Here is a 26,058-nt window from a genome sequence, read left to right on the forward strand (position 1 = left end):
AGGGGGAGAACTATTGCTTCTTAGGCTACTTGCTAGCTTGAAAAAATTATGGAGTAAGTTTCGGAGTCGTGAAACGTACTATATAGGGGGAAATGATTCATTGCCAGTGCCATTAAGTCGAGAAGAAGAAGTTACAGTCATTGCATCCTTTATGAACGGTGATTTACGAGCTAGAGACACACTAATTGAACGTAATTTACGTCTTGTTGTTTATATTGCTAGACGTTTTGATAATACGGGAACGCCAATCGAAGATTTAATTAGCATTGGCTCCATTGGCTTAATAAAGGCGATTGAGACGTTCAATACGGATAAAAATATTAAGCTAGCAACATACGCATCACGCTGCATTGAAAATGAAATTTTAATGCATTTACGAAAAACAAGTCGTATGAAGGGTGAAGTTTCCTTAGATGAGCCACTAAACTCTGATGCAGATGGAAATGAATTATTACTGTCAGATATTTTAGGAACAGAAGAGCATATTATTCTAGACAATGTGGAGAAGAAAATTGAACGTCAGCACATGTTCCATGCTATTAATTTACTAGGTGCGCGTGAACGATATATTATGGAATGTCGCTTTGGTCTCAATGGAAAAGTTGAAATGACACAAAAAGAAGTGGCAGATCATTTAGGCATATCGCAATCATATATTTCCCGTTTAGAAAAGAAAATTATTCAAGATTTACGTGAAAATTTAAATCAGCCAATTTCGTAGAAAGGGAAAATTAACCTACCTAAAATTGGTCGCAGCTTTTTTGCATATTCTTGTTTCTCTCGGACAAACTGATGTCACGGTTTAGTCAGAGAATAACATCCGGAGGAATCGAATATGCGAACAAAAGTAGATCTTTGCGGCTTAGATACATCGACTTTGCCAATTCTAAAGCACGAGGAAATGAAGGAACTCTTCATCCGGTTACAAGCTGGAGAAACTGAGATTAGAGAAGAGCTTGTCATGTGCAATTTAAGGTTAGTGCTTAGTATTGTCGGTAGATTTGCCTATAGAGGTGAACAGGCAGATGATTTATTTCAAGTGGGCTGTATTGGCCTCATGAAAGCCATTGATCATTTTGATTTAAAGCATAATGTACGATTTTCGACATATGCTGTACCAATGATTATTGGTGAAATTCGTCGCCATCTGCGTGATCATCATGCATTGCGTGTATCTCGTTCTCTAAGAGATATAGCTTATAAGGCAATGCAGGCAAAAGAGCAATGGATAACCGATAATTTGCGTGAACCAACGATTGAAGAAATTGCTGAGATGATTGACATGAAAAAGGAAGATGTTTTATTTGCTTTAGATGCCATTCAAGATCCAGTTTCATTACAAGAGCCCATTTATTCAGATGGCGGAGATGCTGTTTATATGATGGACCAATTACGAGATGATGATGTATCTGAGGATCAATGGGTTGCCTATGTGTCGGTAAAGGAAAGCTTGCAAAAGCTAGATGAACGTCAGCAAATGATCGTTGCCAAACGATTTTATTATGGAGAGACCCAAACTGAAATTGCCAAAGAACTTGGGATTTCTCAAGCACAAATTTCACGTCTTGAAAAAAATGCAATTGAAACAATGCAAAAAGATTACAAATAAAAAAATGCGCATCGTATTATTCGGTGCGCATTTTATCTTCATTCAATCAACAAGTGATACATAAATATAAAGTAACAGCAAAGTTTGATGGTAGAAATGAATGTACGAAAGTAAACAATAGAGGAGGTATGTCATTGCGTTTTTCGATGTTACAACAAAAAGAAGTCATTGAAGCAGGAAATGGACGATTTATAGGCTTTGTGATAGATGCCGAAGTATCAAAAGAAACGGGCTATGTGACAGCATTTTTGATTGCAGAGCCTCGCAAATATCTTGGTTTTTTTAAAGGCGAAGAGTCTGTGAGAAAAGTCTATATGAAGGATGTGCTTGTCGTTGGCAAGGATGTCATTTTAGTCAAAGCACTTTCCTAAAACATATGGTCAATAAAATTGTGAGGATTGTATGCTGACATAGGTCAGGCTATTCATTGATAAATCAAGCATTGCTTGTTACAATAAAAGAAACTATTGTTGTAAAGTTGGGAAAAACAGTGACAAAAATCTTAACAAATTTAAACAAACTAAATGATTTAATAACAGCAGCAGAAAAAAAAGGGAATCGTGAGGGCGATAAAGTCCAAATAATTGCGGTGACGAAGGAAGTTTCTGTTGAAAGAACGCAAGAAGCAATTGAAGCAGGACTCACTCATTTAGGTGAAAATAGACCAGAAGGTTTACATCGTAAAATTACTGAGATTCATGCTGATGTACACTGGCATTATATTGGGTCGCTTCAAACACGTAAAGTAAAACAAGTGATTAACAGCATTGATTATTTACACTCCTTAGATCGTTTGAGTTTGGCAGAAGAAATTGAAAAAAGAGCAGATCAACCTGTTAAATGTTTTGTACAAGTAAATGTTTCTGGCGAAGATTCAAAACATGGTTTAACTATCGAAGAAGTTTTGCCTTTTGTAGAAGCCTTAAAAGGTTTTACAAAGATTCAAGTTGTAGGTTTAATGACAATGGCACCAAACACCGAAAACGAAGCAATCATTCGCTCTGTTTTCAAGCAATTAAAACAATGTCAACAGCAAATAGCCGAGCAAGGATTCGCACACGCACCTTGTACCGAGTTATCAATGGGCATGTCTAATGACTTTGAAATTGCGGTAGAGGAAGGGGCTACTTTTGTTCGAGTCGGAACGGCTCTTGTTGGAAATGAAAGAGGGGAACAGGATGAGCATGAAAAATAAGATTAAAAACTTCTTTTACCTTGAAGAAGAATTAGAAGAAGAAATCACGCAAGCTCCTATTCAGCAACAACAACCCATACAACAACAGCAACCGATTCATTCAGTAAAGCCTAAAAAAATGATGAAAGAACGTAAAGCACCTATTCATGAAATTGTGCCACAAAGTTCAGCAACTCCTAATAACATTGTCAGTTTGCAGGCAGCTATGAGTTCTAAGGGAGCAAAAGTTGTTTTAATAGAACCCAGAGTTTATGCAGAAGCACAGGATATCGCAGAGCATTTAAAAAATAAGCGTGCAACAATCGTTAATTTACAACGTATTGAACGAGAGCAAGGTAAACGCATTATTGATTTTTTAAGTGGCACAGTCTATGCTCTTGCTGGGGATATTCAACGTATCGGTAAGGATATTTTCCTGTGTACGCCAGATAATGTAGAAGTGACTGGTGAAATTACAAACTTTATTTTAGACGATAATTAATAGCGAGGATTGTAGTTTATATGACTTTTCTTTTAATACTTAGTTATGTATCATTAGCATTTAAGATTTATTCATTTATGCTAATTGCATATATCTTAATGTCTTGGGTGCCTGCCGCTCAAAATTCAGCCATTGGTCGAATGCTTGAAAAAGTATGTGAGCCATATTTAGGGATTTTTAGGAAGTTTATTCCGCCGCTTGGTATGATTGATATTTCTCCAATTGTGGCCATCTTTATGCTGAATTTTATAGAAAGAGGGCTTTATATAGTCATTCAGAAAATATATTTTATGTTCGCTTAGAAGTAAATCCTCACGTTTTAGTGGGGATTTTTTATTTATTTTGATGCAACACGAAGTATCAAGTAAAAAAGAATTACTCCGCTACTAAAGCGACTAATAAAAAATTTTTAAAACAATGATGTCCAAACGTCATTAATTGGGAATACTAAGTTTCCAACTAACAAAGCAAAACGGAACTAGTGAAAGAGGAGACAACAAGATGGAACACTTAATCCAGCATTTTCGAAAAGAAGAACAACCCTTTATTGAACAGGTAATAAGTTGGCAACGTGAGGTGGAAGATCGTTATGCGCCTAAGCTGACAGATTTTCTTGATCCAAGACAACGTTTTATTGTGACCTCTATTATCGGGCAGGATGATACGCTGAAAACGGCATGCACAGGTTTATTTGATGGAGCAGAAAGGCAGCGTATGCTCATTTTTCCTACTTACTATGAAGCGACAGAAGAAGACTTTCAGTTGGTGGCATTTACGATTCAATATCCTGTGAAATTTGTTCAATTACGACATCCTGATGTTTTAGGTGCATTGCTATCATTAGGTTTAAACCGTGGTAAATTTGGCGATATTCGAGTTAATGATTACCAGGTGCAATTCATTGTAGCTCAGGAGGTAGCAGAATATGTTCGTTTACATTTAACGGGTATTGGTAAAGTAAAGGTGCATATTGAGTCTTTAAAAGAACCGGATTCCCTTATTGTAAATGAGGAAGAATGGTTGGAGGAATCTCATACGGTATCTTCGATGCGTTTAGATGTAATTATTGCGACTGTCTTAAATGTATCACGCCAAAAAGCTCAAGCTTTCATTACTGGGAAAAAAGTACGTGTTAATTGGACAGAACGAGACACAGTTGCTTTTGAATTACAAGAGGGAGATATTTTATCGATACGAGGAAGTGGTCGTGTGAAAATTATTATGACTGAAGGCCGAACAAAAAAAGATAAAATCCGTCTACAAGTCGGTCGATTGGCCCAAAAAAGCTGAAAGTGAAGTAAATTTCATTAATTTTTACTGCTAAGTTGTCGGAACAATTGTATAATAGGAATTACGAATGTACATGTAAAGGAGAGAAGGATTGTATGCCATTATCACCTATTGATATACATAATAAGGAGTTTACAAAAGCCTTCAGAGGCTATGCTGAAGATGAAGTAAATGAATTTTTAGATCAGATTATTAAAGACTATGAAATTCTGCTTCGTGAAAAAAAAGAAGTTGATAAACAATTAGAGATGGCCTTAGAACAAGCGAGACATTTTAACTCCTTAGAAGAAACTTTGCAGAAGTCTATTGTCGTTGCACAAGAAGCGGCTGATGAAGTGCGAAGAAACTCTCAAAAAGAGGCGAAGCTCATTGTAAAAGAAGCTGAAAAAAATGCTGATCGAATTGTCAATGAAGCTTTGACGAAGGCTCGTAAGGTGACGATTGAAATTGATGAGCTTAAAAAGCAATCTAAGGTATTCCGTAATCGTTTCAAGATGCTTGTAGAAGCACAGCTTGATTTACTTAATGCAGATGACTGGGATCATTTGCTGCAATATGATATTGATTTAACAGAAATTCAAGCATCTGTTGAGGAAGCACAGGATTCTGAAGATATTTAACTTTTCTTTTTAATTGTTGCAATTGACAAATGAAACTTGACGCGATTGTTTGAATTTCATATACTTTGTAATAGTAATTATTTTGAACAGATATGCATAAAAGCAGAGACGAAGACAGTATTTGTTAGGCGTTGTTAAGCGATTTGGGGACAGTGAGAGCCCAAACATACAACTAGCATTGAACATCACTTCTGAGCTAAATAACTGAAAAAAGTAGGTTATTTCGTGATGCACGACGTTAAATGTGCTTTTAAGAGGTAGTGCAATTTTTTTGTGCTACAAGTAGGGTGGTACCGCGAGTAGAAGCTTCTCGTCCCTTAGTGGGATTGAGGGCTTTTTTTGTTTGTTCCCGAATCGTTTTAGATAAGTTTGCCAATAACTGTCGTATGAGAAGAATGTCTACCTGTTTATGTAAAATAAAGGAGGAATTTTAATGGTTGAATACAAAGATACTTTATTAATGCCAAAAACAGATTTCCCAATGCGTGGAAACTTACCGGCAAATGAGCCAAAAATGCAAGAAAAATGGAATGCTATGGATATTAACAAATTACAAATGGAGCGTACGGAAGATCGCCCAGAATTTGTTCTACATGATGGCCCACCATATGCCAATGGTGATATCCACATCGGCCATGCTTTAAATAAAGTATTGAAGGATATGATTACACGTCATCGTTCTATGACTGGCTACCATGTAAATTATATTCCAGGTTGGGATACACATGGTTTACCAATTGAGCAAGCATTGACGAACAAAGGTGTAAAGCGTAAAGAAATGTCAGTTGCAGCATTCCGCCAACTTTGTGAAGAGTATGCTTATGAGCAAATTGACAATCAACGTACACAATTCCGTCGATTAGGCATTCGTGGGGATTGGGAAAATCCTTATATTACGTTGAAGCCTGAGTTTGAAGCACGTCAAATTGAGGTATTTGGTAAAATGGCCGAAAAAGGTTATATCTATAAAGGATTAAAACCAGTTTATTGGTCACCATCTTCTGAATCTGCTCTAGCGGAAGCTGAAATTGAATATAAGGACATCAAATCACCATCCATTTATGTAAGCTTTGCTATTAAGGATGCAAAAGGTGTTGTACCAGCAGACGCAAAATTTATTATTTGGACAACAACACCTTGGACATTACCAGCAAACTTAGGGATTTCTTTGAATCCTGAATTTGTCTATGTCGTAGTTGCGGTGGCTAATAAAAAATTCATCATTGCCAAAGAATTATTAGAGCCAGTGGCAAATACGCTTGGATGGGAAGACTATGAGGTTGTACAGGAAGTTAAAGGTGAGGCACTAGATCGTATTGTAGCACAGCATCCATTCTATGATCGTGAATCTCTTATTATGGTAGGTGAACACGTAACAGCTGAAGCGGGTACTGGTTGTGTTCATACAGCACCAGGACACGGGGAAGACGATTATCATATTGGTAAACAGTATGGTTTAGGTATTCTTAGCCCTCTTGATAATAGTGGCTGTTATACAGATGAAGCACCAGGCTTTGAAGGCGTGTTTTATAATGATGCGAATAAACTAGTAACAGAAAAACTAAAAGAAGTAGAAGCGTTAGAAAAGCTTGATTTCTTTACGCACTCATACCCACATGACTGGCGTACGAAAAAGCCTGTTATTTATCGTGCGACACCTCAATGGTTTGCATCCGTTGAAGCATTCCGTGGAGAGTTATTAGAGGCTGTAAAAGCAACAGCATTTACACCAGCTTGGGGAGAAACGCGTCTTTATAATATGATTCGTGATCGTGGAGACTGGGTAATTTCACGTCAACGTGCTTGGGGTGTGCCGATTCCGATTTTCTATGCTGAAAATGGTGAACCAATTATTACACCTGAAACAATTAGTCATGTCTCAGCATTATTCCGTGAGCATGGATCAAATATTTGGTTCCAAAAAACAGCAAAAGAATTATTGCCAGAAGGCTTTACACATCCAGGAAGCCCGAACGGTGAATTCACAAAAGAAAATGATATTATGGACGTATGGTTCGACTCAGGTTCATCACACCAAGGTGTACTCGTAGAACGTGGCATGAAATATCCAGCTGATCTCTATTTAGAGGGCTCTGACCAACACCGTGGTTGGTTTAATTCATCTCTTATTACATCTGTAGCGATTAACGGCTATGCACCATATAAAGGACTTTTAACACATGGTTTCGTTCTTGATGGTGAAGGACGTAAAATGAGTAAATCATTAGGGAATGTAATTATCCCACAAAAAGTAATGGATCAGTATGGCGCAGACATTCTTCGTTTATGGGTTGCTTCTGTTGACTATACAGCAGATGTGCGCATTTCTATGGATATGTTAAAGCAAGTATCTGAAGTGTATCGTAAAATTCGTAATACATTCCGTTTCTTACACGGTAATATTGCTGATTTCGATCCTAAGAAAGATCGTGTAGCTTATGCAGAGCTTCGTGAAATGGATCAATATGTGTATATGCGCTTACAAGATGTCTTAAAAACTGTACGTGCTGCATATGATCGCTATGATTTTGCTGCTGTCTATCATGTAGTCAATAATTTTGTTGCTGTAGAGTTATCTTCATTCTATCTGGATATTGCAAAAGACGTTGTCTATATTGAGGGTCATGACAATAAAGATCGTCGTGCGATGCAAACAGTTATTTATGATACATTAATGACATTGGTTAAAATCATGACACCAGTTATCCCACATACAACAGATGAAATGTGGTCTTACCTAAATGCTCAAGGTATTGTAGAAGAGGCTTCTGTTCAATTAACGGACTTCCCAGAGGTAGATGTTCAAGCGAATTTTGACAGCCTACGCACAAAATGGGAAAAAATTATTGATGTACGCGATGATATTTTAAAAGCATTAGAGGAAGCACGTAATGCGAAAACAATTGGTAAATCACTTGAAGCAAAAGTGACTGTCTATGCAAAAGAGGACATTGTCGCATTATTGAACGATGCCAACATTGACTTTGCACAACTTTCCATCGTTTCAGCTTTCGAGGTAGCTGCCATAGAAGAAGCGCCTGCTGAAGCTTTAGCACTTGAGCATGTTTCCATTGTTGTTGAGAAGGCGACAGGTGAGAAATGTGAGCGTTGCTGGTCAATTTCTGAAACAGTTGGTGCAAATGAGGCACAACCTACAGTATGCGCTCGCTGTGCAGAAGTTGTAGAAAAATATTACGTGTAATCTATGCAAAATAAGAATCTGCATTCTCATGTAGATGATAAGCAAGTCTCCTTGATGGGGGCTTGCTTTTTTTCATGAGGTTTTTGCAGATTCTTTCTAAATTATTTAAATAAAATTTCTGTCGTATTGCGGTAGTCTGTTGGAGAGATTCCTACATATTTTTTAAAGGTTAAACTATAGTAATTTGGTGTATTAAAGCCACAGGTGGAGGAGATTTTTTCTACGGTGTAGTCGTACTTGCGTAAAAAAGGTAAGGTTTTGATAATGCGCGTATAAGCAACATAGTCAACGAAATTGCGACCCGTTTCTTTTTTAAATAGTCTACTAAAATGAGTTGGGCTAAAGCTAATATATTTTGCAACATCACGTATGGTCAGCTGTTCGTCATAATGTTCTTCAATATACTGAATAGCTTTTTGAAGCTGCTCATGCTTTGTTAAATCTTCGTAATACCTGATGTGAATGTTATGGATAGGTGGTTTTCTACGTGCTTTTCTAGCCTGACTATAGGATTCCTTCACATGCATAGCATCCTGAAATACACCACCAATCCCCATAAATAGATGAATAGAGTGGTCCTTTTTTAGTGTCTCGATCACCTCTAATAGACAGGCTTCACCCTCTGCCCAATGTTTAAAAGAGTTGTACTCAGACGGAATTCGCATAAGAAGTAGTAAATAGCGTTCAAAATGTAAAAAGGATAATGGGGCCTTGTCAGCAAAGTATTGGCGAAAAACGGTTGTAATACTACTACTCGCATCATGTGGGATAGCCCTCTTATCATCTCCATCAATATAGCCCTGAATTAAAAATACAATATTAGGAATACAGCTTGTCGATAAAAATGATGCGGATTGTATAATTTCTTGTTCATCGTCAATTTCTCCACGGATCAGACGTTTTAAAAATGCTTCCCTGAACGGAGAGGTATGTTGTTGGGATACTTGTTGTGATAGCTCAAGCATTGTGAGTGTACTTGCTTTTTTTTCCTGATAGGATGTGTACAGTTTTTTTACGATTCGTAAAAATTTTGATTTTTGTAATGGTTTTATGAGAAGTGCAGGTAAAACTAATTCAATTGCTATACCAGTCGAGTAGGTGAGGTGTTCTGTAACAAACGGGACAATTATACTATTAGGATAGTTTCTTTTTAAGCGATTAATTTTTACCCAATCAAATAACCGGTTTACTTCATAGACAATAATGACCTCATCTTCTGGCTTAGGCATTTTACATTCCTCTAAAGCGTTTGGTAAAACCTCTTTTAACCATTCACTCATTTGCTGCTTGTCAAATGAGCTTTCCATATACCATACCACCTTTAAAATGCTACCAGCCTCCTACGAATAAAAAGATAAAAATATTTTAACTTAAAATAGCAATTTTTTGTACTAATACAGCAAAATTTTATATCTATATTGAAGTTGAAATAGAATAGAATAATTGTAGTGAATAATAATTTGAAATTTCAGACAATTATTTACTGATACGAAAAGGGGGAGTTGGCTTATGGCGGAAGTAGGCAGTCATGATTATGACTATGTAGAAGCAGGAACAGTTGATGTGAAAGATCTACCACCTTTAGATGCAACAACAAACAAAATTATGAAAGATGAATTTAAAACAGGTTTAGGTTTATCGATATTTTACTTTATTGTGATTTTTAGTATCCCTATTATGAATTGGTTTGCGCCAGCATTTGCATTCAAGAGGATCTGGGGTGGTATGACAGTCACATGGTTTGTGACAACAATTGTGATGATGGCTATGGCATTTATTATTGCATATGTTCACACTGCTATGTACGAGAAACGACTAAAAAAATACGATATAGCAAATAAGTAGTTGGAATAAAGGGGGAAATGTTGAATGATGGAAGCTCTATTAGAACCAAAGATGTTAATGACCATTGCTTTGATGGGAACGATTGTATACATTACGTATTTAACAAAAAGAAATGCAACCGCATCGGATTTCTTTGTAGGTGGCAGAAGCTTCGGATGGTTTACAAATGGTTCTGCCATTGGTGGGGATTACTTAAGTGCAGCAACATTCCTGGGCATCGCAGGTTTAACATTTCAACTTGGATATGATGGTGCTTATTATGCTTTTTGCTTCTCCATTGGGTTAACATTATTAGCGATTTTTGTGGCGGGTCCTTTAAGACGCTTTGGTGCATTTACCGTTGCAGATTTTTTAGGCTATCGTTTTCACAGTAAACGAGCACGGCTTGTAGCGGTGGCGGTGGTTTTAGCTATTTCCGGCTTTTATGCAGCTCCCCAACTATTAGGTGCTGCACAAATTTTAAGTATGTTTTTTGGTACTTCTTATGAATTTGGCATTATTTTTACTTGTGTTGTTATGATTTTTTATGTAGGAATTGGTGGTATGAAAGGGACAACCATCAACCAAGCATTAGAGTTATGGATTCGTCTTGGTGCGTTTATCGTGATGTTAATTGCAGCGGTTTATGGTGGTTTACATTACGATAAAATTTTAGCAGCCATCCATTCATTTAGTGGTCCAATCACAGGCACTTCACCGTATGCCTTAGATGGCAATGATATAAACTTTGATGGTGCTGCTTGGACAGGCACGGGCTTCTATTTCCCAACATTCTGGCAAACAATTAGTATGACAATTGGGCTAGCGCTAGGAACAATTGGACTTCCTCATATCTTATTACGATTTTATACAAATCCGAGTGCTAAAGCAGCCCGTAAATCTGCACTCATGGCCATTGGGATTGCAAGTGCGTTCTTCCTATTAGCTGTTTATTTAGGTGTTGTAGGTCGATCTATTTTCATTTCTGGAACAGCTAGTGAGGAAGTTATGCGCGATTTAGTGCTAGGTGGAAATAATATGGTGATTCCTACTACAGCCCTTGCACTAGGTGGCAAATGGCTACTTGGATTAGTCATAGCAGGAGCATTTGCAGCTATTTTCTCCAATCTTTCAGGACTGTTTATTACAAGCTCAGGCGCACTAGCTCATGATTTATATGCCAACATCATGAAAAAGGATATTACACAAAAACAACGTGTTATTGCAGGGAAAGTGGCCATTGTATTATTAGGTATTTTATATGGAGCATTGGGATTACTTGTAAAGGATGCATCCATTGGCCATTTAGTGGCGCTCGCCTTTACTGTCGCAGCAAGTACATTCACGCCAATATTTATATTAGGTATTTGGTGGAGAGGCATGACAGAAAAGGGAGCTATTGCAGGATTACTAATTGGACTTGGCGTATCTATGTGGATGATCTTTTTACCAGGAACGTTACCAAGCTTCTTACAGTTTAAAATTCCAGGTATTGTGACGGTGCCTGTGGGCTTCTTATCTGTTATTATCGTGTCATTACTAGATCGTAAAGTTCCTGCTGATGTCAATGACTTCATGAAGCGAGTGCATTCAAAGGAATCTGAAACCGTATAACCCAATAACTTATAGCTATTTCTATTGCTTAAACGTAATAGGAATAGCTTTTTTATATTCCCGCAAAGAGATTGGATATCCGCCATATTTTGATATGATATTAGTTATTGTGAATGGTGCTGTTATGGTAGAATAGGTAAGATGTTGAGTGAACGGAGGAATGTCTGTGTATAAATATTATGGATTAGCTGCTTTTGTCGTTTTATTGGACCAATGGACAAAATGGCTAATTGTGAAAAATATGGAATATGCTGAACGCATTGCTGTATGGGACCCATGGTTTGGTATTTTGTCTCATCGAAATAGAGGGGCAGCCTGGGGAATGCTAGAGGGGCAAATGTGGTTGTTTAGTATTGTGACAGTTGCTGTTATCTGTGCGATTGTCTATTTCTATCATAAAGAAGCAAAAGGAAAGCCTGTTTTTCAAGTGGGCTTAATGCTCTTGCTTGGTGGTGCAGTAGGAAACTTTATTGACCGTCTATTTAGAGGAGAAGTGGTCGATTTTGTAGATGTTTTAATTCCAATTATTAATTATGATTTCCCTATTTTTAATGTCGCAGATGCTGCATTAACAATAGCAGTTGTCGTGCTGATGATTGGCTTAATTATGGAAGATAAAAAAGAGAAGAAACAGGTGAAACAATGACGCAAGTAACATATACAATCGAAGAACAGCAACAAGGAGAGCGCATTGATAAGGCACTTTCAAGCTTACAATCAGAGTGGTCCCGCACGCAAGTTGGGAACTGGATTAGTGAGGGAGTCATCAAAGTAAATGGTGATGCTGTGAAAGCAAAATATAAGGTTAAAGCTGGTGACGTCATTGCTATCGATGTACCAGAAGTTGAAGAATTGGATGTAGTCGCAGAAAACCTAGATTTAGATATCGTGTATGAGGATGCTGATGTCCTTGTTGTGAACAAACCTAAGGGTATGGTGGTACATCCAGCACCGGGCCATATGGGAGGTACACTGGTAAATGGATTAATGTATCATTGTCAAGATTTATCAGGGATTAATGGTGTGCTACGACCTGGTATCGTTCATCGTATCGATAAAGATACATCAGGCTTATTAATGGTTGCTAAAAACGATACGGCCCATGAATCATTAGTCAATCAGTTAGTTAATAAAACGGTTACTCGTAAATATATTGCCCTTGTCCACGGGCATATTGCACATGATAAGGGAACAATTGATGCGCCAATTGGACGTGACCAAAAAGATCGACAAAAACAGGCAGTCGTTGATAAGGGTAAACATGCTGTTACACACTTCCAAGTGATTGAACGTTTTGGTGACTATACGCTTGTGGAATGTCGTTTAGAAACAGGACGTACACACCAAATTCGTGTGCATATGAATTATATTGGTTTCCCACTTGTTGGAGATCCAAAATATGGTCCGAAAAAGACAATCGACTTTGGTGGACAAGTTTTACATGCAGCGACTTTAGGATTCGATCATCCTTCATCTGGAGAATATTTGGAGTTTGAAACACCACTTCCTGCTGATTATGAACAATTATTAAATGATTTAAGAAATAGGCATTGACGTATACGAAAAGAAAGTCTATACTAACGACAGTGAATGAACAACATAACTAAATATTCACCTTTAATAGCAGTCCAGAGAGGCTGAGAAGGGACATGTGATAGTGTTGTGAAAATTTGTGCTGCAAATTTTTCCAACATGCTTTTTCGACACGTATACAACCCTCTCAGGCTATTCGCCTCGAGAGGTTTTTTTATGGACACATGGCCGACAATAGATTGAAGAGAGGAGGATACGAATATGGCACAAAATGAATTATTAGATGGCCCATCAATGACACGAGCATTAACACGTATTGCCCATGAAATTATAGAACGTAATAAAGGAATCGATGAATGTATTTTAGTTGGCATTAAAACACGAGGTGCCTTTCTAGCCAGACGTTTGGCACAGCGAATTGAAAAAATTGAAGGTAAACCGATTCGTACAGGGGAACTTGATATTACACTTTACCGAGATGATTTAACAACAAAACATGAAAATGAACAAGCACATGTAGAACAAGTTGATATCGAGTATCAAGTGAAAAATCAAAAGATCATCTTAGTGGATGATGTACTTTATACAGGACGAACAGTACGTGCAGCGCTAGATGCAGTGATGGATCTAGGAAGACCAGGACAAATTCAACTAGCCGTTCTAGTGGATAGAGGACATCGAGAGCTACCAATTAGAGCAGACTATGTAGGGAAAAACGTTCCAACTTCTGGCTCTGAGCGCATCGTAGTCAATTTACAAGAAGTAGACGGAGAAGATTGCGTCATTATTTACAAAGAAGACGAACAATAAAGTGAGGAAACAGTATGTCAAATGCAGTTTTAGATATTAAGGATAAACCGACCCCGCTTCAGCTAGTGACATTAAGTTTCCAGCATATGTTTGCGATGTTTGGATCAACGATTTTAGTGCCGCAGTTAGTAGGCCTAAGCCCAGCGATTGCCCTCTTAACGAGCGGAATTGCTACATTATTCTTCCTACTAATTACGAAATTTCAGGTACCAGCTTATTTAGGATCCTCCTTTGCCTTTATTGCACCAATCTTACTTGCTGCTGGTGGACTAAATGAAAACGGCTCAAGTGTAAACCCAGGCAATGCCATGATTGGTGCAATGGCAGTCGGCATTACGTACGGAATTGTATCCTTAATCATTTGGAAAAGTGGTTATAAGTGGATCATGAAAATTTTGCCGCCAATCGTGGTAGGACCAGTAATCATGGTTATTGGACTTGGACTATCTGGTACGGCTGTGAATATGGCGATGAATGTCAATGGGGAGTATAGCTTTTTACACTTCTCAGCAGCTTTAGTTACAGTCTTTACAGCTATCATCTTTACGATTTTCTTTAAAGGAATTTTAAGTACTATGCCAATTTTGATTGGCTTAATTGTAGGGTACATTTACTCCATGATGATCGACATAGTAGACTATACACCAATTGCCAAAGCAAAATTCTTCGCCATGCCTGATTTCTTAATACCAGGTGTGCATTATGAATTTGAAATAACAACAAAAATCCTTCTTATCATGGTACCAATCGTGATCGTAACAATTTCTGAACATATTGGTCATCAACTGGTATTAGGAAAAGTAGTAAATCGAGATTATATTAAAGAACCGGGTTTACACCGTTCCCTACTAGGTGACGGGCTCGGAACATTTGTCAGTGCTTTAATCGGCGGTCCTCCGAAAACAACGTACGGTGAAAATATTGGTGTACTAGCCATTACTCGAGTATACAGTATCTACGTTATTGCAGGTGCAGCAGTGGTTGCCATCTTACTATCATTCTTCGGGAAAGCAATGGCAGTAATCGCAACGATTCCAACCGCAGTACTAGGTGGCGTTTCCATCCTACTCTTCGGAATTATCGCAGCAAGTGGCTTACGTATGCTAGTAGATAATCATATTGATTTTGGTAACAGTCGTAACCTAGTGATTGCTTCAGTGATTTTAGTCATTGGCATTGGCGGTGCCAAGTTTGTTATCTCAGAATCATTGAGTGTTGAAGGAATGGCGTTAGCAGCGATTATCGGTGTGCTATTAAATGCGATTCTGCCAGGTAAAAAGGAAGCTGATGTACCCGTACCATACAATCAAAATAAAGATTCATAGAAGTACCTTTTAATGAATTGTCCAGAGAGGCAAAAAAAGGGAAGTTGTGGACAGGCTGAAGTAGGATGTATGTCTTGCTGTAGTTTGTCACGCCTCCTCATGCCTCGTTGATGACATCAACGGGGCCTTTTTTATCTTCAATCATCACCTTAAGAAAGAGGATGATTGAAGATAAAGCCTCTGGCGGTTGTCACGGATTTTGAATTGTGCAAGCCCAATTCAAAATCCGGACGCAATTACGCCAAGGCGAAATTGACTTAAAGAACGTCATACATAAGACGTTCACGACTCACAACCTAATGGAGGTCACATGATGAAGAACTTATTATCGATGGAACATTTAACAACAGAAGAGATTAACCAAATCCTAGATCTTGCGCAAGCATTTGAAAATGGTGAAACATCATCGTTATCTCGCACACACAAAGTGGCCAATTTATTCTTTGAACCAAGTACTCGTACAAAAACAAGCTTTGAAATGGCAGAATACAAAATTGGCTGTCATGTTATCCCTTTCGATGCAGGGTTTTCGAGTGTTACGAAAGGGGAAACGATGTACGATACTGTCAAAACGTTAGAAATGATTGGTTTAGATGCCGTCATCATTCGAGCGTCAGAAGATGAGTATTACAATGAGCTACTGGACGGTATTAATGTAGCCGTTATTAATGCAGGGGACGGTGCTGGGCAACACCCTTCACAATCCTTATTGGATCTTTATACCATCAAAAAAGAGTTTGGCTATTTTGAAGGGTTAAATGTCACAATTGCTGGAGATATTTCTCATAGTCGAGTAGCGAAATCAAATGCAACAGCATTACAAAATTTAGGGGCAAATGTTCATTTCCTTTGTCCAGAAGAATGGTCTGGCGGTTTTGAAGCGCATCATTCATGGGAAAATTTAATCGAAATAAGTGATGTCATTATGTTACTTCGTGTGCAACATGAACGTCATAAAGTGAATAAAAGCTTCTCGAAAGAGGGTTACCATCAGGAGTTTGGTTTAACGATTGAACGAGAAAAGCAAATGAAAGAATCAGCCATTATCATGCATCCAGCACCCGTAAATCGTGATGTCGAGATTGCTTCTGAGTTAGTAGAGTGTGATCGCTCTCGAATTTTTGAACAGGTGCGGAATGGTGTTTACACACGGATGGCTATTATGGAAACCATTTTAAAGGGGAGAGAATAACATGACAAAGGTACTTCAAAATGTACAAATGCTAAATGAACAAGGTGAACTGGAGACAGTCAATATTGCAATGGCAGACGGAAAGATTACGGCAATTGGTCAAGATGTGACTGTAGCAGGTGCAGAGCTGATTGAAGGAAATGATTTGATTGTGGCACCAGGCTTTATCGATGTTCATACACATTTACGAGAGCCAGGATTTGAGCATAAGGAAACCATTGCAACAGGTTCGGCATCAGCAGCAAAAGGTGGCTTTACAACAATTTGTGCAATGCCTAATACAAAGCCAGTACCTGATTCGGTTGAAAACATGCAGCTCATTAATGGGCTCATTGAGGACAGCTCTGTTATTCGAGTACTCCCATATGGTTCCCTAACAAAGGATATATCGGGTGAGGTTCGAACAAATATCGAAGAATTAAAAGCACATGGAGCAGTAGCATTTTCAGATGATGGTGTTGGCATTCAGCTGGCCTCTACGATGTATGAGCAAATGAAAGATGCTGCCAAGCACGATATGGTCGTTGTGGCACATTGTGAGGACAACTCTTTAATCTATGATGGCGTGATGCATGAAGGAAAGCGTAATAAAGAGCTTGGCCTTCCAGGAATACCTTCCATTTGTGAATCCGTACAAATTGCACGGGATGTACTACTTGCAGAAGCAGCTGGCGCTCGTTACCATGTTTGTCACGTATCGACGAAGGAATCTGTGCGTGCGGTAAGGGATGCAAAGGCAGCAGGAATTCGTGTCACAGCAGAGGTTTGTCCACATCACTTATTACTAGAAGAAATGGATATTCCATCTGATGATGCTAATTGGAAAATGAATCCACCATTACGTGGAGCTGATGATAAAGATTCTCTACATGCAGCACTACTTGATGGCACAATCGACTGCATCGCAACAGATCATGCGCCACATACTGTAGAAGAAAAATGCTGCGGAATGGTTGGCGCACCATTTGGAATTGTAGGTTTCGAAACAGCTTTCCCACTACTTTATACACAATTTGTAGAAACAGGAAAGTGGACGTTAAAACAATTAATTGATTGGATGACAGTGAGAGCAGCTGAGATTTTTGATCTGCCATATGGCACATTAGAAGTAGGCGCTTCAGCTGATATGATTTTAATTGATATTCAAAAAGAACAAACGATTGATGCAGAAGGCTTTGTATCAAAAGGTCGTAATACACCATTCAACGGCTGGGTGGCAAAGGGTTGGCCAGTACTAACGATTTTTGAAGGCAATATCGTATATCAGGAGGCAGAGTAATGAAAAAACGTTTACTAGTTTTAGAAGATGGCACAGTATTTACAGGTACAGCATTTGGTAGCGAGCGCGCTTCACAAGGTGAGGTTGTATTCACAACAGGGATGACAGGTTATCAGGAAACGATTTCAGATCCTTCATTCTATGGACAAATTGTCACATTAACTTATCCTTTAGTTGGTAATTACGGAATTAACCGTGATGACTTTGAATCGATTACACCAGCCATTCGTGGATTCGTTGTACGTGAACTGGCTAAAAACCCTTCAAATTTCCGCTGTGATTTAACATTAGCTGACTATTTGACATCAAAGGATATCCCAGGAATTGAGGGAATTGATACACGAAAATTAACACGTATTATTCGCAGTAAAGGATCAGTAAAAGCGATATTGACAGCTGCTGATGAAGAAGTAAATGTGGATGAAATTGTGGCACAATTACAAGCGACGCCAGCCATTACGCACCATGTTCGTGAAGTATCACCAAAAGCTGCCTATCCATCTCCAGGGCGTGGTAAACGAGTTGTCTTAATTGATTATGGAATGAAGCATGGTATTCTACGTGAATTAAACAAACGTGATTGTGATGTGCTAGTAGTTCCTTACAATACGCCAGCTGAGGAGATTTTAGCTTGGCATCCAGATGGCATCATGCTATCGAATGGACCAGGAAATCCTGAAGATGTTCAAGAAGGCATTGAAACGGTACGTAACTTAATTGGAAAAGTGCCAATGTTCGGTATCTGTTTAGGTCACCAAATCTTTTCTTTAGCGAGTGGAGCGAAAGCCTTTAAATTACCATTTGGACACCGTGGTGGTAACCATCCAGTAAAAGATTTACGCACAGGTCGTACAGATTTAACATCACAAAACCATGGCTATGCCATCGACATCGAATCCTTAAAAGATACTGATTTAGAATTAACACATATCGCGTTAAATGACGGAACATGTGAAGGTGTGCGTCATAAGAAATATCCAATTTTCACAGTGCAATATCATCCAGAAGCATCACCAGGACCAGAAGATTCAAACCACTTATTTGATGAATTCATCGAAATGATGGAAGTAGAAGCAGGGAAGGGGAAACAACATGCCTAAACGTACAGATATTGAAACTATTTTAGTAATCGGCTCAGGCCCAATTGTTATCGGACAAGCAGCAGAATTTGACTATGCAGGAACACAAGCTTGTCTTTCATTAAAAGAAGAGGGCTACCGCGTTATTTTAATCAACTCAAACCCTGCTACAATCATGACGGATACAGAAATTGCTGACAAAGTCTATATTGAGCCAATTACTCTTGATTTTGTATCTCGTATATTACGTAAAGAACGCCCAGACGCGATCTTACCAACACTTGGTGGTCAAACGGGTCTAAATATGGCAATCGAATTAGACAAATCAGGTATTCTAGATGAGCTTGGGATTGAAATTCTTGGTACAAAATTAGATGCAATCCATAAAGCGGAGGACCGTGATTTATTCCGTAATTTAATGTATGAGCTAGGAGCTCCAGTTCCTGAGTCTGATATTATTCATAACTTAGATGAAGCGAAAAGATTTGTGGCGAAAATTGGATACCCTGTCATTGTTCGACCTGCCTTTACACTTGGCGGTACAGGGGGCGGTATTTGCTACAACGATCAAGACTTAGAAGAGATTGTAACATCTGGTTTAAAATATTCACCTGTGACGCAATGTCTATTAGAAAAATCGATCGCTGGCTATAAAGAGATTGAATACGAAGTAATGCGTGATGCGGTTGACAATGCGATTGTCGTATGTAACATGGAAAACGTTGACCCAGTAGGGATTCATACTGGTGACTCAATCGTTGTAGCACCAACGCAAACACTGTCGGATCGAGAAAACCAAATGCTACGTAATATATCATTAGATATTATTCGTGCACTTAAAATTGAAGGTGGCTGTAACGTACAGCTAGCACTTGATCCATATAGCTTTAATTACTATGTGATCGAAGTAAATCCACGTGTCTCTCGTTCATCTGCATTAGCATCAAAAGCAACAGGCTATCCAATTGCTAAGCTAGCAGCTAAAATTGCAGTAGGCTTAACGTTAGATGAAATTAAAAACCCTGTAACAGGATCAACATATGCTTGCTTTGAGCCTGCACTGGACTATATCGTAGCTAAAATTCCTCGCTGGCCATTCGATAAATTCGAATCTGCTAAACGTAATCTTGGTACGCAAATGAAAGCTACTGGTGAAGTAATGGCGTTAGGTCGTACTTTTGAGGAAGCTATGCTAAAAGCGGTTCGTTCTCTTGAGACAGGTCAAGTACACTTAGAGTTAAAACATGCTGAGGAAAATTCAGATTCTTGGATTGAAAAACGTATCCGCAAAGCTGGGGATGAGCGTCTATTCTTCATCGGTGAAGCTTTACGCCGAGGTGTAACAATTGAGCAAATTCATGAATGGTCAGCAATCGATCTATTCTTCTTAAATAAATTTAAAAATATCGTGGATATGGAACAAACGCTTGCTGATAATAAGAATGACAAAGAAGTACTACGAACAGCTAAACGTTTAGGCTTTGCAGATAAGAAAATTGCTGAGCTTTGGGAAACTACAGCAGAAGATCTTTACGCTTATCGTAAAGAGCATGGCATTATTCCAGTCTATAAAATGGTCGATACATGTGCAGCAGAATTTGAATCAGAAACACCATATTTCTATGGGACATATGAAGATGAAAATGAATCGATTAAGTCAGAAAAACCTTCTGTTGTGGTACTTGGTTCAGGTCCAATCCGCATCGGCCAAGGGGTAGAATTCGACTATGCCACTGTACACTCAGTATGGGCGATTCAAGAAGCGGGCTATGAAGCCATCATTATCAACTCAAATCCAGAAACAGTGTCAACAGACTTCTCGATTTCTGATAAATTATACTTCGAGCCATTAACAATTGAGGATGTAATGCATATTATCGACTTAGAACAACCAATTGGAGTTGTTGTTCAATTTGGTGGTCAAACGGCTATCAACCTTGCTGATAAATTAGCTGCAAATGGCGTAAAAATCCTAGGCACATCTTTAGAGGATATTGACCGTGCAGAAAATCGAGATAAATTTGAGCAGGCTCTACGTGAATTAGATATTCCACAACCTCAGGGAGAAACAGCAGTTTCTACAGAGGAAGCTCTTGTCATTGGTGAGCGTCTAGGCTTCCCAGTACTTGTTCGCCCTTCTTATGTACTTGGCGGACGTGCAATGGAAATTGTTTATAACCAAGAAGAATTACAGCACTATATGGAAAACGCGGTAGAGGCATCTCCAGATCATCCAGTATTAGTAGACCGTTACTTAACAGGACAGGAAATTGAAGTAGATGCTATCTGTGACGGTGAAAATGTGTTAATTCCAGGAATTATGGAGCATATCGAGCGTGCAGGAGTTCACTCTGGTGACTCGATCTCTGTTTACCCACCGCAAAAATTAACACAAGTACAAAAAGATACATTAGTTGACTATACAACTCGTCTTGCGAAGGGGCTAGGCATCATCGGCTTAATGAATATCCAATATGTGATTTCACAAAACGAAGTATTTGTCATCGAGGTGAATCCACGTTCATCACGTACAGTACCGTTCCTAAGTAAAATTACAAATATCCCAATGGCTAATATTGCAACAAAAGCAATCCTAGGCAAATCCATTGTAGAGCAAGGCTATCCAACAGGCTTAGCAGCTGAGCAAAAAGGCGTATTTGTTAAAGTACCAGTGTTCTCATTCGCTAAATTACGTCGTGTAGACATTACATTAGGACCTGAAATGAAATCTACTGGTGAGGTAATGGGGAAAGATGCAACATTAGAAAAAGCTCTTTATAAAGGCTTAGTTGCAGCAGGTATGGAAATTCGAACTGAAGGTACAGTATTATTCACTGTATCTGATAAAGATAAAGAAGAAGCAATCGCATTAGCAAAACGTTTCTCAACAGTAGGGTATCGCATTGTAGCTACTGAAGGTACAGCAAAAGCATTTGAAGCAGCAGGCGTACGCACAGATGTTGTCGGCAAGATTGGCGCGAAAGGACAAACATTGATTGACCTTATCCAAAATGGGGAAGCTCAGCTTGTTGTCAACACATTAACAAAAGGGAAGCAACCAGCTCGTGACGGCTTCCGAATTCGTCGTGAATCTGTAGAAAACGGCGTACCTTGTCTAACATCTTTAGATACGGCAGAAGCAATGGTACGTGTCATCGAATCCATGACATTTACAGCAGAAGAAATGCCAAAAGCGGAGGTAGTACACTAATATGATACGTCAAGAGAAAATGACGGTCGTCTCTCAAAAGCAAATTGCGACAAACATTTTCGAACTGACACTTCATGGTGAACTGGTTCAGGAGATGACTCCTGGCCAGTTTGTCCATGTAAAGGTGTCAGATTCACTGGAGCCGCTTTTACGTCGACCAATTAGTATTGCAAATATTGATAAAGACAACAACGAGTTCACAATGATCTATCGTGCTGAGGGGCGTGGTACGAAAGTGCTGGCGACGAATCGAGAAGGTCAGCAGGTCAACGTGCTTGGGCCAATTGGGAATGGTTTCCCAGTAGATGCAGTACAAGAGGGAGGTACAGCACTACTAGTTGGTGGTGGTATTGGTGTACCACCATTACATGAGCTAGCCAAACAATTGAATGCTCGTGGTGTGAAAACAATCCATGTTTTAGGCTTCCAAACAGAGGATGTCTGCTTTTATGAGGATGAATTTAGTGCACTTGGTGAAACGCATTATGTGACGGTGGACGGCTCGAAAGGTACAAAAGGCTTTGTGACAACTGTCTTAGAGTCGCATGCACCAGCGTTTGATGTTTTTTATTCCTGTGGTCCATTACCAATGTTAAGAGCATTAGAAGGCTTTTATCCTGAAAAAGAAGGCTATTTATCATTTGAAGAGCGTATGGGCTGTGGTATTGGAGCTTGCTTTGCATGCGTATGTAAAACAACTGATCAAGTTGAAAAAGACTATGTTAAAGTATGTTCTGATGGTCCAGTTTTCCCGAAAGGAACGGTGGCACTATGAGTCGTTTAACAATTCAAATACCAGGCTTAGATTTAAAAAACCCTATTATGCCAGCTTCAGGTTGCTTTGGCTTTGGTCGTGAATATGCACAGCTTTATGATTTGTCAAAACTAGGTGCTATCATGATTAAGGCAACAACGGTCGAAACTCGTGCAGGTAACCCAACGCCACGTGTTGCCGAAACAGCTGCGGGGATGTTAAATGCCATTGGTCTACAAAATCCAGGCATTGAAAAAGTGATGAATGAGGAATTAAAATTTTTAGAGGATTATGATGTACCTATCATCGCGAATGTCGCTGGAACAGAGACGGCAGACTATGTGGAAGTAGCACGCCGTATTTCAGCAGCACCGAATGTCAAAGCATTGGAGCTAAATATTTCTTGTCCAAACGTGAAATGTGGTGGTATTCAATTTGGAACAGATCCTGCTACAGCACGCGAGCTTGTCAAGGCTGTCAAGGCTGTGTCAGAAGTGCCAGTCTATGTGAAGCTATCACCAAACGTTACGAACATCGTTGATATTGCCTTAGCTGTTGAAGCAGGTGGAGCAGATGGGATTACGATGATTAATACATTGGTTGGTATGCGTTTAGATGAGCGTACAGGCAAGCCAGTCATTGCTAATGGCACAGGTGGACTGTCTGGGCCAGCTGTAAAACCTGTAGCAATACGAATGGTTTATGAGGTGTACAAGGCTGTCAATATTCCGATAATTGGTATGGGCGGTGTAACGGAAGCACAGGATGTCATTGATTTTATGTCCGCAGGTGCTTCAGCTGTAGCAGTAGGAACTGCTAACTTTGTTGACCATTTCGTCTGTCCAAACATCATTGAAGAGTTACCAGCAAAGCTGGATGCATTAGGTGTAGAACATATAACAGAGATTATTGGAAGGAGCCATCGTTGATGAATACGAAACCTATACTAGCTCTAGATTTTCCAGGAGAAAAAGAAGTATTCGATTTTCTTAAAAAGTTCAATGAGCCTCTTTTCGTGAAAATTGGTATGGAATTATATATGCAAGAAGGACCTGATATCGTTCGTAAAGTAAAGGATTTAGGTCATGATATTTTCCTTGATTTAAAATTACATGATATCCCAAATACAGTAGGCTCTGCTATGAAGGGTCTAGCAAAATTGGGCGTAGATTTAGTCAATGTCCATGCTGCAGGCGGACGTCCTATGATGGAAGCCGCTCTAGAAGGACTTGAAGCGGGAACACCTGCAGGCAAAGAACGTCCTGCACTAATAGCTGTTACACAATTAACATCCACAACAGAAGAACAAATGCAAGCAGAGCAAAAAATTGCTCTTTCTTTGCAAGCGTCTGTTCTGCACTATGCAGGTCTGACAAAGCAAGCTGGCTTACAAGGTGTTGTTTGCTCTGTGCATGAGGCAAAGGCGATTGCAGAGGCGTGTGGAGATGAGTTTCTACGTGTAACACCTGGAATTCGACTAGCAGGTGGTGCTGCACACGATCAAAAACGTATTGCAACACCTGATGGGGCAAAACGTGATGGTTCATCACTCATCGTTGTGGGACGTGCTGTAACTGGTGCACAGGATCCAGTAGCAGCGTATAAAATCGTAAGTGAATTATGGGAGGCATAAATTATGACATTACAAAATGAAATTGCACACGCTATGTTAAAAGTAGGAGCTGTAGAATTAAATCCAACAGAGCTATTTACATGGGCATCTGGTATTAAATCACCTATATACTGTGACACACGTTTAACAATTTCCGATCCAGTTATTCGTAAACAATTAGCAAATGGTTTAGCTTCTGTCATCAAAGAGAACTTCGGTGCGACAGAAATTGTAGCAGGAACAGCTACAGCAGGTATTCCACATGCAGCATGGGTAAGTGATATTTTAGAATTACCAATGGTTTATGTACGCTCTAAAGCGAAGGAGCATGGCCGTGGCAATCAAATTGAAGGAAAATACGCAGCAGGACAAAAAGTAGTGGTTGTGGAGGATATCGTCTCTACAGGTGGATCTTCCATTACAGCAGTAGAAGCATTGCGTGCAGCTGGCTGTGAAGTATTAGGAGTAGTTTGTGTCTACACATATAACCTTCCACGCGCTGAGCAAGCGTTTGATGAGGCTGGCATTCAATATGTATCGTTAACAAATTTTGATTATCTAATTGAAGCAGCAAATGAATCAGGTGCTATCAAAGAAGAAGATATTCCATTCTTAAAAGAGTGGCATGGCAAGTTAAAAGCTGGAGAGCTATAATCAGTAATCTTGCAAAAGTAGTAGTAAAACATAGAGTTACTGGAATATAAAAGAGAGTAAATGCATAGAAACAACTATCGATATTTTTGTTGATAGTTGTTTTTTTGTGTTTATTCGACGTGATTAGAAGGAAATTAACGATGTTAACTTTGAAGAGAAGTATGGCATATAGATTAAAGGAATTGTAAAAATAATTTGTTTTTTTAATGTAATATAATACACTTCATTCATTTAGTACTTTAGTAAATAAAATTATTCATTAATAATAATTCGGAAAATTTAGTATCATTCTATGAACTAGATAAACTATTAAAATCCTTTTATAATCATGTTTTCCAAATAAAAGTAAATTTCGGCGTAGAATGAATGGATCAATTAAGTGGGTTATCGTTATTTTAATAAAATAAAAAAATGATACTTTAGGCAAATAAAGTTAAAAATGAACAAATATTCAGTGTGATGAATTTTAAAGTATCTAATTTGAAATGCCATAGTTGTATGGCTTGATTTATTTGGAATATTATAAGAATTGTAAAAATTCACTTGATTAAATGTATTATTTCCAGATAAAATAGCATTACGCCTAATTGTCAGAATATTATATACTGATCCAGTTACTTTTACATTTGGAAAAAAGGGTCAATTTTATGTGATGGAGACTTCTCTTTAAAATTTGATATTTTTTTTAGCTAATATAATTTTGAAATAAGTTTAACATCGTTTGATTTCATTTTTCGGAATATTGAATCTTACAAAGAAATACAAAAGCTAATT

Annotated in this window: 24 protein-coding genes and 1 other annotated feature; of the genes, 23 read left to right on the forward strand and 1 reads right to left on the reverse strand. The window is 38.6% G+C overall.

Annotation, left to right across the window (positions count from 1 at the left end):
* Positions 1-13: 13 nt before the first annotated feature.
* The 9 genes from sigE to ileS all read left to right on the forward strand — a co-directional run bounded on the left by sigE (position 14) and on the right by ileS (position 8,397).
* Complete coding sequence (sigE, locus tag JTI58_RS13865) at positions 14-721, forward strand: RNA polymerase sporulation sigma factor SigE (RefSeq protein WP_009373518.1); 708 nt, start codon at positions 14-16, stop codon at positions 719-721.
* Positions 722-835: 114 nt separating this feature from the next.
* The gene (sigG, locus tag JTI58_RS13870) at positions 836-1,609 is read left to right on the forward strand and encodes an RNA polymerase sporulation sigma factor SigG (RefSeq protein WP_004227313.1); all 774 of its coding nucleotides are present in this window, start codon (positions 836-838) and stop codon (positions 1,607-1,609) included.
* Positions 1,610-1,737: 128 nt separating this feature from the next.
* Complete coding sequence (locus tag JTI58_RS13875) at positions 1,738-1,980, forward strand: PRC-barrel domain-containing protein (RefSeq protein WP_225340754.1); 243 nt, start codon at positions 1,738-1,740, stop codon at positions 1,978-1,980.
* A gap of 119 nt (positions 1,981-2,099) precedes the next feature.
* On the forward strand, positions 2,100-2,804 hold the full coding sequence (locus JTI58_RS13880) for a YggS family pyridoxal phosphate-dependent enzyme (protein WP_342442654.1): 705 nt from the start codon (positions 2,100-2,102) through the stop codon (positions 2,802-2,804).
* Positions 2,788-3,285 (forward strand): cell division protein SepF, encoded by a 498-nt coding sequence (locus JTI58_RS13885; RefSeq protein WP_205441846.1) that lies wholly within the window; start codon positions 2,788-2,790, stop codon positions 3,283-3,285. Before JTI58_RS13880 ends, JTI58_RS13885 begins: the two co-directional genes overlap by 17 nt.
* Before the next feature lie 20 nt (positions 3,286-3,305).
* On the forward strand, positions 3,306-3,587 hold the full coding sequence (locus JTI58_RS13890; protein WP_205441848.1) for a YggT family protein: 282 nt from the start codon (positions 3,306-3,308) through the stop codon (positions 3,585-3,587).
* A gap of 199 nt (positions 3,588-3,786) precedes the next feature.
* Positions 3,787-4,575: a YlmH family RNA-binding protein gene (locus tag JTI58_RS13895; RefSeq protein ID WP_205441850.1), complete on the forward strand. Its 789-nt coding sequence runs from the start codon at positions 3,787-3,789 to the stop codon at positions 4,573-4,575.
* 95 nt (positions 4,576-4,670) lie between these two features.
* Complete coding sequence (locus tag JTI58_RS13900; RefSeq protein WP_131521621.1) at positions 4,671-5,195, forward strand: DivIVA domain-containing protein; 525 nt, start codon at positions 4,671-4,673, stop codon at positions 5,193-5,195.
* Positions 5,196-5,291: 96 nt separating this feature from the next.
* Positions 5,292-5,516: a binding site (T-box leader), on the forward strand.
* A 112-nt stretch (positions 5,517-5,628) separates the two neighbouring features.
* On the forward strand, positions 5,629-8,397 hold the full coding sequence (ileS, locus tag JTI58_RS13905; protein ID WP_205441859.1) for an isoleucine--tRNA ligase: 2,769 nt from the start codon (positions 5,629-5,631) through the stop codon (positions 8,395-8,397).
* Positions 8,398-8,498: 101 nt separating this feature from the next.
* Here ileS and JTI58_RS13910 read toward each other — a convergent pair whose 3' ends face one another.
* A complete protein-coding gene (locus JTI58_RS13910) occupies positions 8,499-9,704 on the reverse strand; it encodes a helix-turn-helix domain-containing protein (RefSeq protein WP_205441861.1) in 1,206 nt (401 codons plus the stop codon).
* Positions 9,705-9,906: 202 nt separating this feature from the next.
* On the opposite strand from JTI58_RS13910, the gene JTI58_RS13915 reads away from it, so the two are divergent.
* The 14 genes from JTI58_RS13915 (at position 9,907) to pyrE (ending at position 25,284) form a co-directional block, all read left to right on the forward strand.
* Positions 9,907-10,242, forward strand: coding sequence for a DUF485 domain-containing protein (locus JTI58_RS13915; protein WP_205441863.1), 336 nt, complete (start codon positions 9,907-9,909; stop codon positions 10,240-10,242).
* 24 nt (positions 10,243-10,266) lie between these two features.
* Positions 10,267-11,835 (forward strand): sodium/solute symporter, encoded by a 1,569-nt coding sequence (locus tag JTI58_RS13920; protein ID WP_205441865.1) that lies wholly within the window; start codon positions 10,267-10,269, stop codon positions 11,833-11,835.
* A 166-nt stretch (positions 11,836-12,001) separates the two neighbouring features.
* Entirely contained in the window at positions 12,002-12,481 is a 480-nt protein-coding gene (gene lspA / locus JTI58_RS13925; protein WP_004227346.1) for a signal peptidase II, read from the forward strand.
* Entirely contained in the window at positions 12,478-13,389 is a 912-nt protein-coding gene (locus JTI58_RS13930; RefSeq protein ID WP_205441867.1) for an RluA family pseudouridine synthase, read from the forward strand. The genes lspA and JTI58_RS13930 overlap by 4 nt, the downstream gene beginning before the upstream one ends.
* Positions 13,390-13,629: 240 nt before the next feature.
* Entirely contained in the window at positions 13,630-14,178 is a 549-nt protein-coding gene (pyrR, locus tag JTI58_RS13935) for a bifunctional pyr operon transcriptional regulator/uracil phosphoribosyltransferase PyrR (protein WP_205441869.1), read from the forward strand.
* A gap of 14 nt (positions 14,179-14,192) precedes the next feature.
* Positions 14,193-15,503 (forward strand): uracil-xanthine permease family protein, encoded by a 1,311-nt coding sequence (locus JTI58_RS13940; RefSeq protein WP_205441871.1) that lies wholly within the window; start codon positions 14,193-14,195, stop codon positions 15,501-15,503.
* Positions 15,504-15,816: 313 nt separating this feature from the next.
* A complete protein-coding gene (locus JTI58_RS13945) occupies positions 15,817-16,695 on the forward strand; it encodes an aspartate carbamoyltransferase catalytic subunit (RefSeq protein WP_205441873.1) in 879 nt (292 codons plus the stop codon).
* A 1-nt stretch (position 16,696) separates the two neighbouring features.
* The gene (locus tag JTI58_RS13950; protein ID WP_205441875.1) at positions 16,697-17,974 is read left to right on the forward strand and encodes a dihydroorotase; all 1,278 of its coding nucleotides are present in this window, start codon (positions 16,697-16,699) and stop codon (positions 17,972-17,974) included.
* Entirely contained in the window at positions 17,974-19,074 is a 1,101-nt protein-coding gene (gene carA, locus JTI58_RS13955) for a glutamine-hydrolyzing carbamoyl-phosphate synthase small subunit (protein WP_205441877.1), read from the forward strand. Before JTI58_RS13950 ends, carA begins: the two co-directional genes overlap by 1 nt.
* Complete coding sequence (carB, locus tag JTI58_RS13960; RefSeq protein ID WP_205441878.1) at positions 19,067-22,264, forward strand: carbamoyl-phosphate synthase large subunit; 3,198 nt, start codon at positions 19,067-19,069, stop codon at positions 22,262-22,264. The genes carA and carB overlap by 8 nt, the downstream gene beginning before the upstream one ends.
* A gap of 1 nt (position 22,265) precedes the next feature.
* Positions 22,266-23,039 carry a dihydroorotate dehydrogenase electron transfer subunit gene (locus JTI58_RS13965; protein ID WP_205441879.1) on the forward strand — a complete coding sequence of 258 codons (774 nt, stop codon included), beginning with the start codon at positions 22,266-22,268 and terminating at the stop codon, positions 23,037-23,039.
* Positions 23,036-23,947 (forward strand): dihydroorotate dehydrogenase, encoded by a 912-nt coding sequence (locus JTI58_RS13970; RefSeq protein WP_131521611.1) that lies wholly within the window; start codon positions 23,036-23,038, stop codon positions 23,945-23,947. The genes JTI58_RS13965 and JTI58_RS13970 overlap by 4 nt, the downstream gene beginning before the upstream one ends.
* On the forward strand, positions 23,947-24,651 hold the full coding sequence (gene pyrF / locus JTI58_RS13975; protein ID WP_205441880.1) for an orotidine-5'-phosphate decarboxylase: 705 nt from the start codon (positions 23,947-23,949) through the stop codon (positions 24,649-24,651). Before JTI58_RS13970 ends, pyrF begins: the two co-directional genes overlap by 1 nt.
* 3 nt (positions 24,652-24,654) lie before the next feature.
* Positions 24,655-25,284 (forward strand): orotate phosphoribosyltransferase, encoded by a 630-nt coding sequence (gene pyrE / locus JTI58_RS13980; RefSeq protein WP_016994265.1) that lies wholly within the window; start codon positions 24,655-24,657, stop codon positions 25,282-25,284.
* The last annotated feature ends 774 nt before the right edge of the window (positions 25,285-26,058 follow it).

The sequence above is a fragment of the Lysinibacillus fusiformis genome (assembly GCF_016925635.1).
Classification (GTDB): Bacteria; Bacillota; Bacilli; order Bacillales_A; family Planococcaceae; genus Lysinibacillus; species Lysinibacillus fusiformis_F.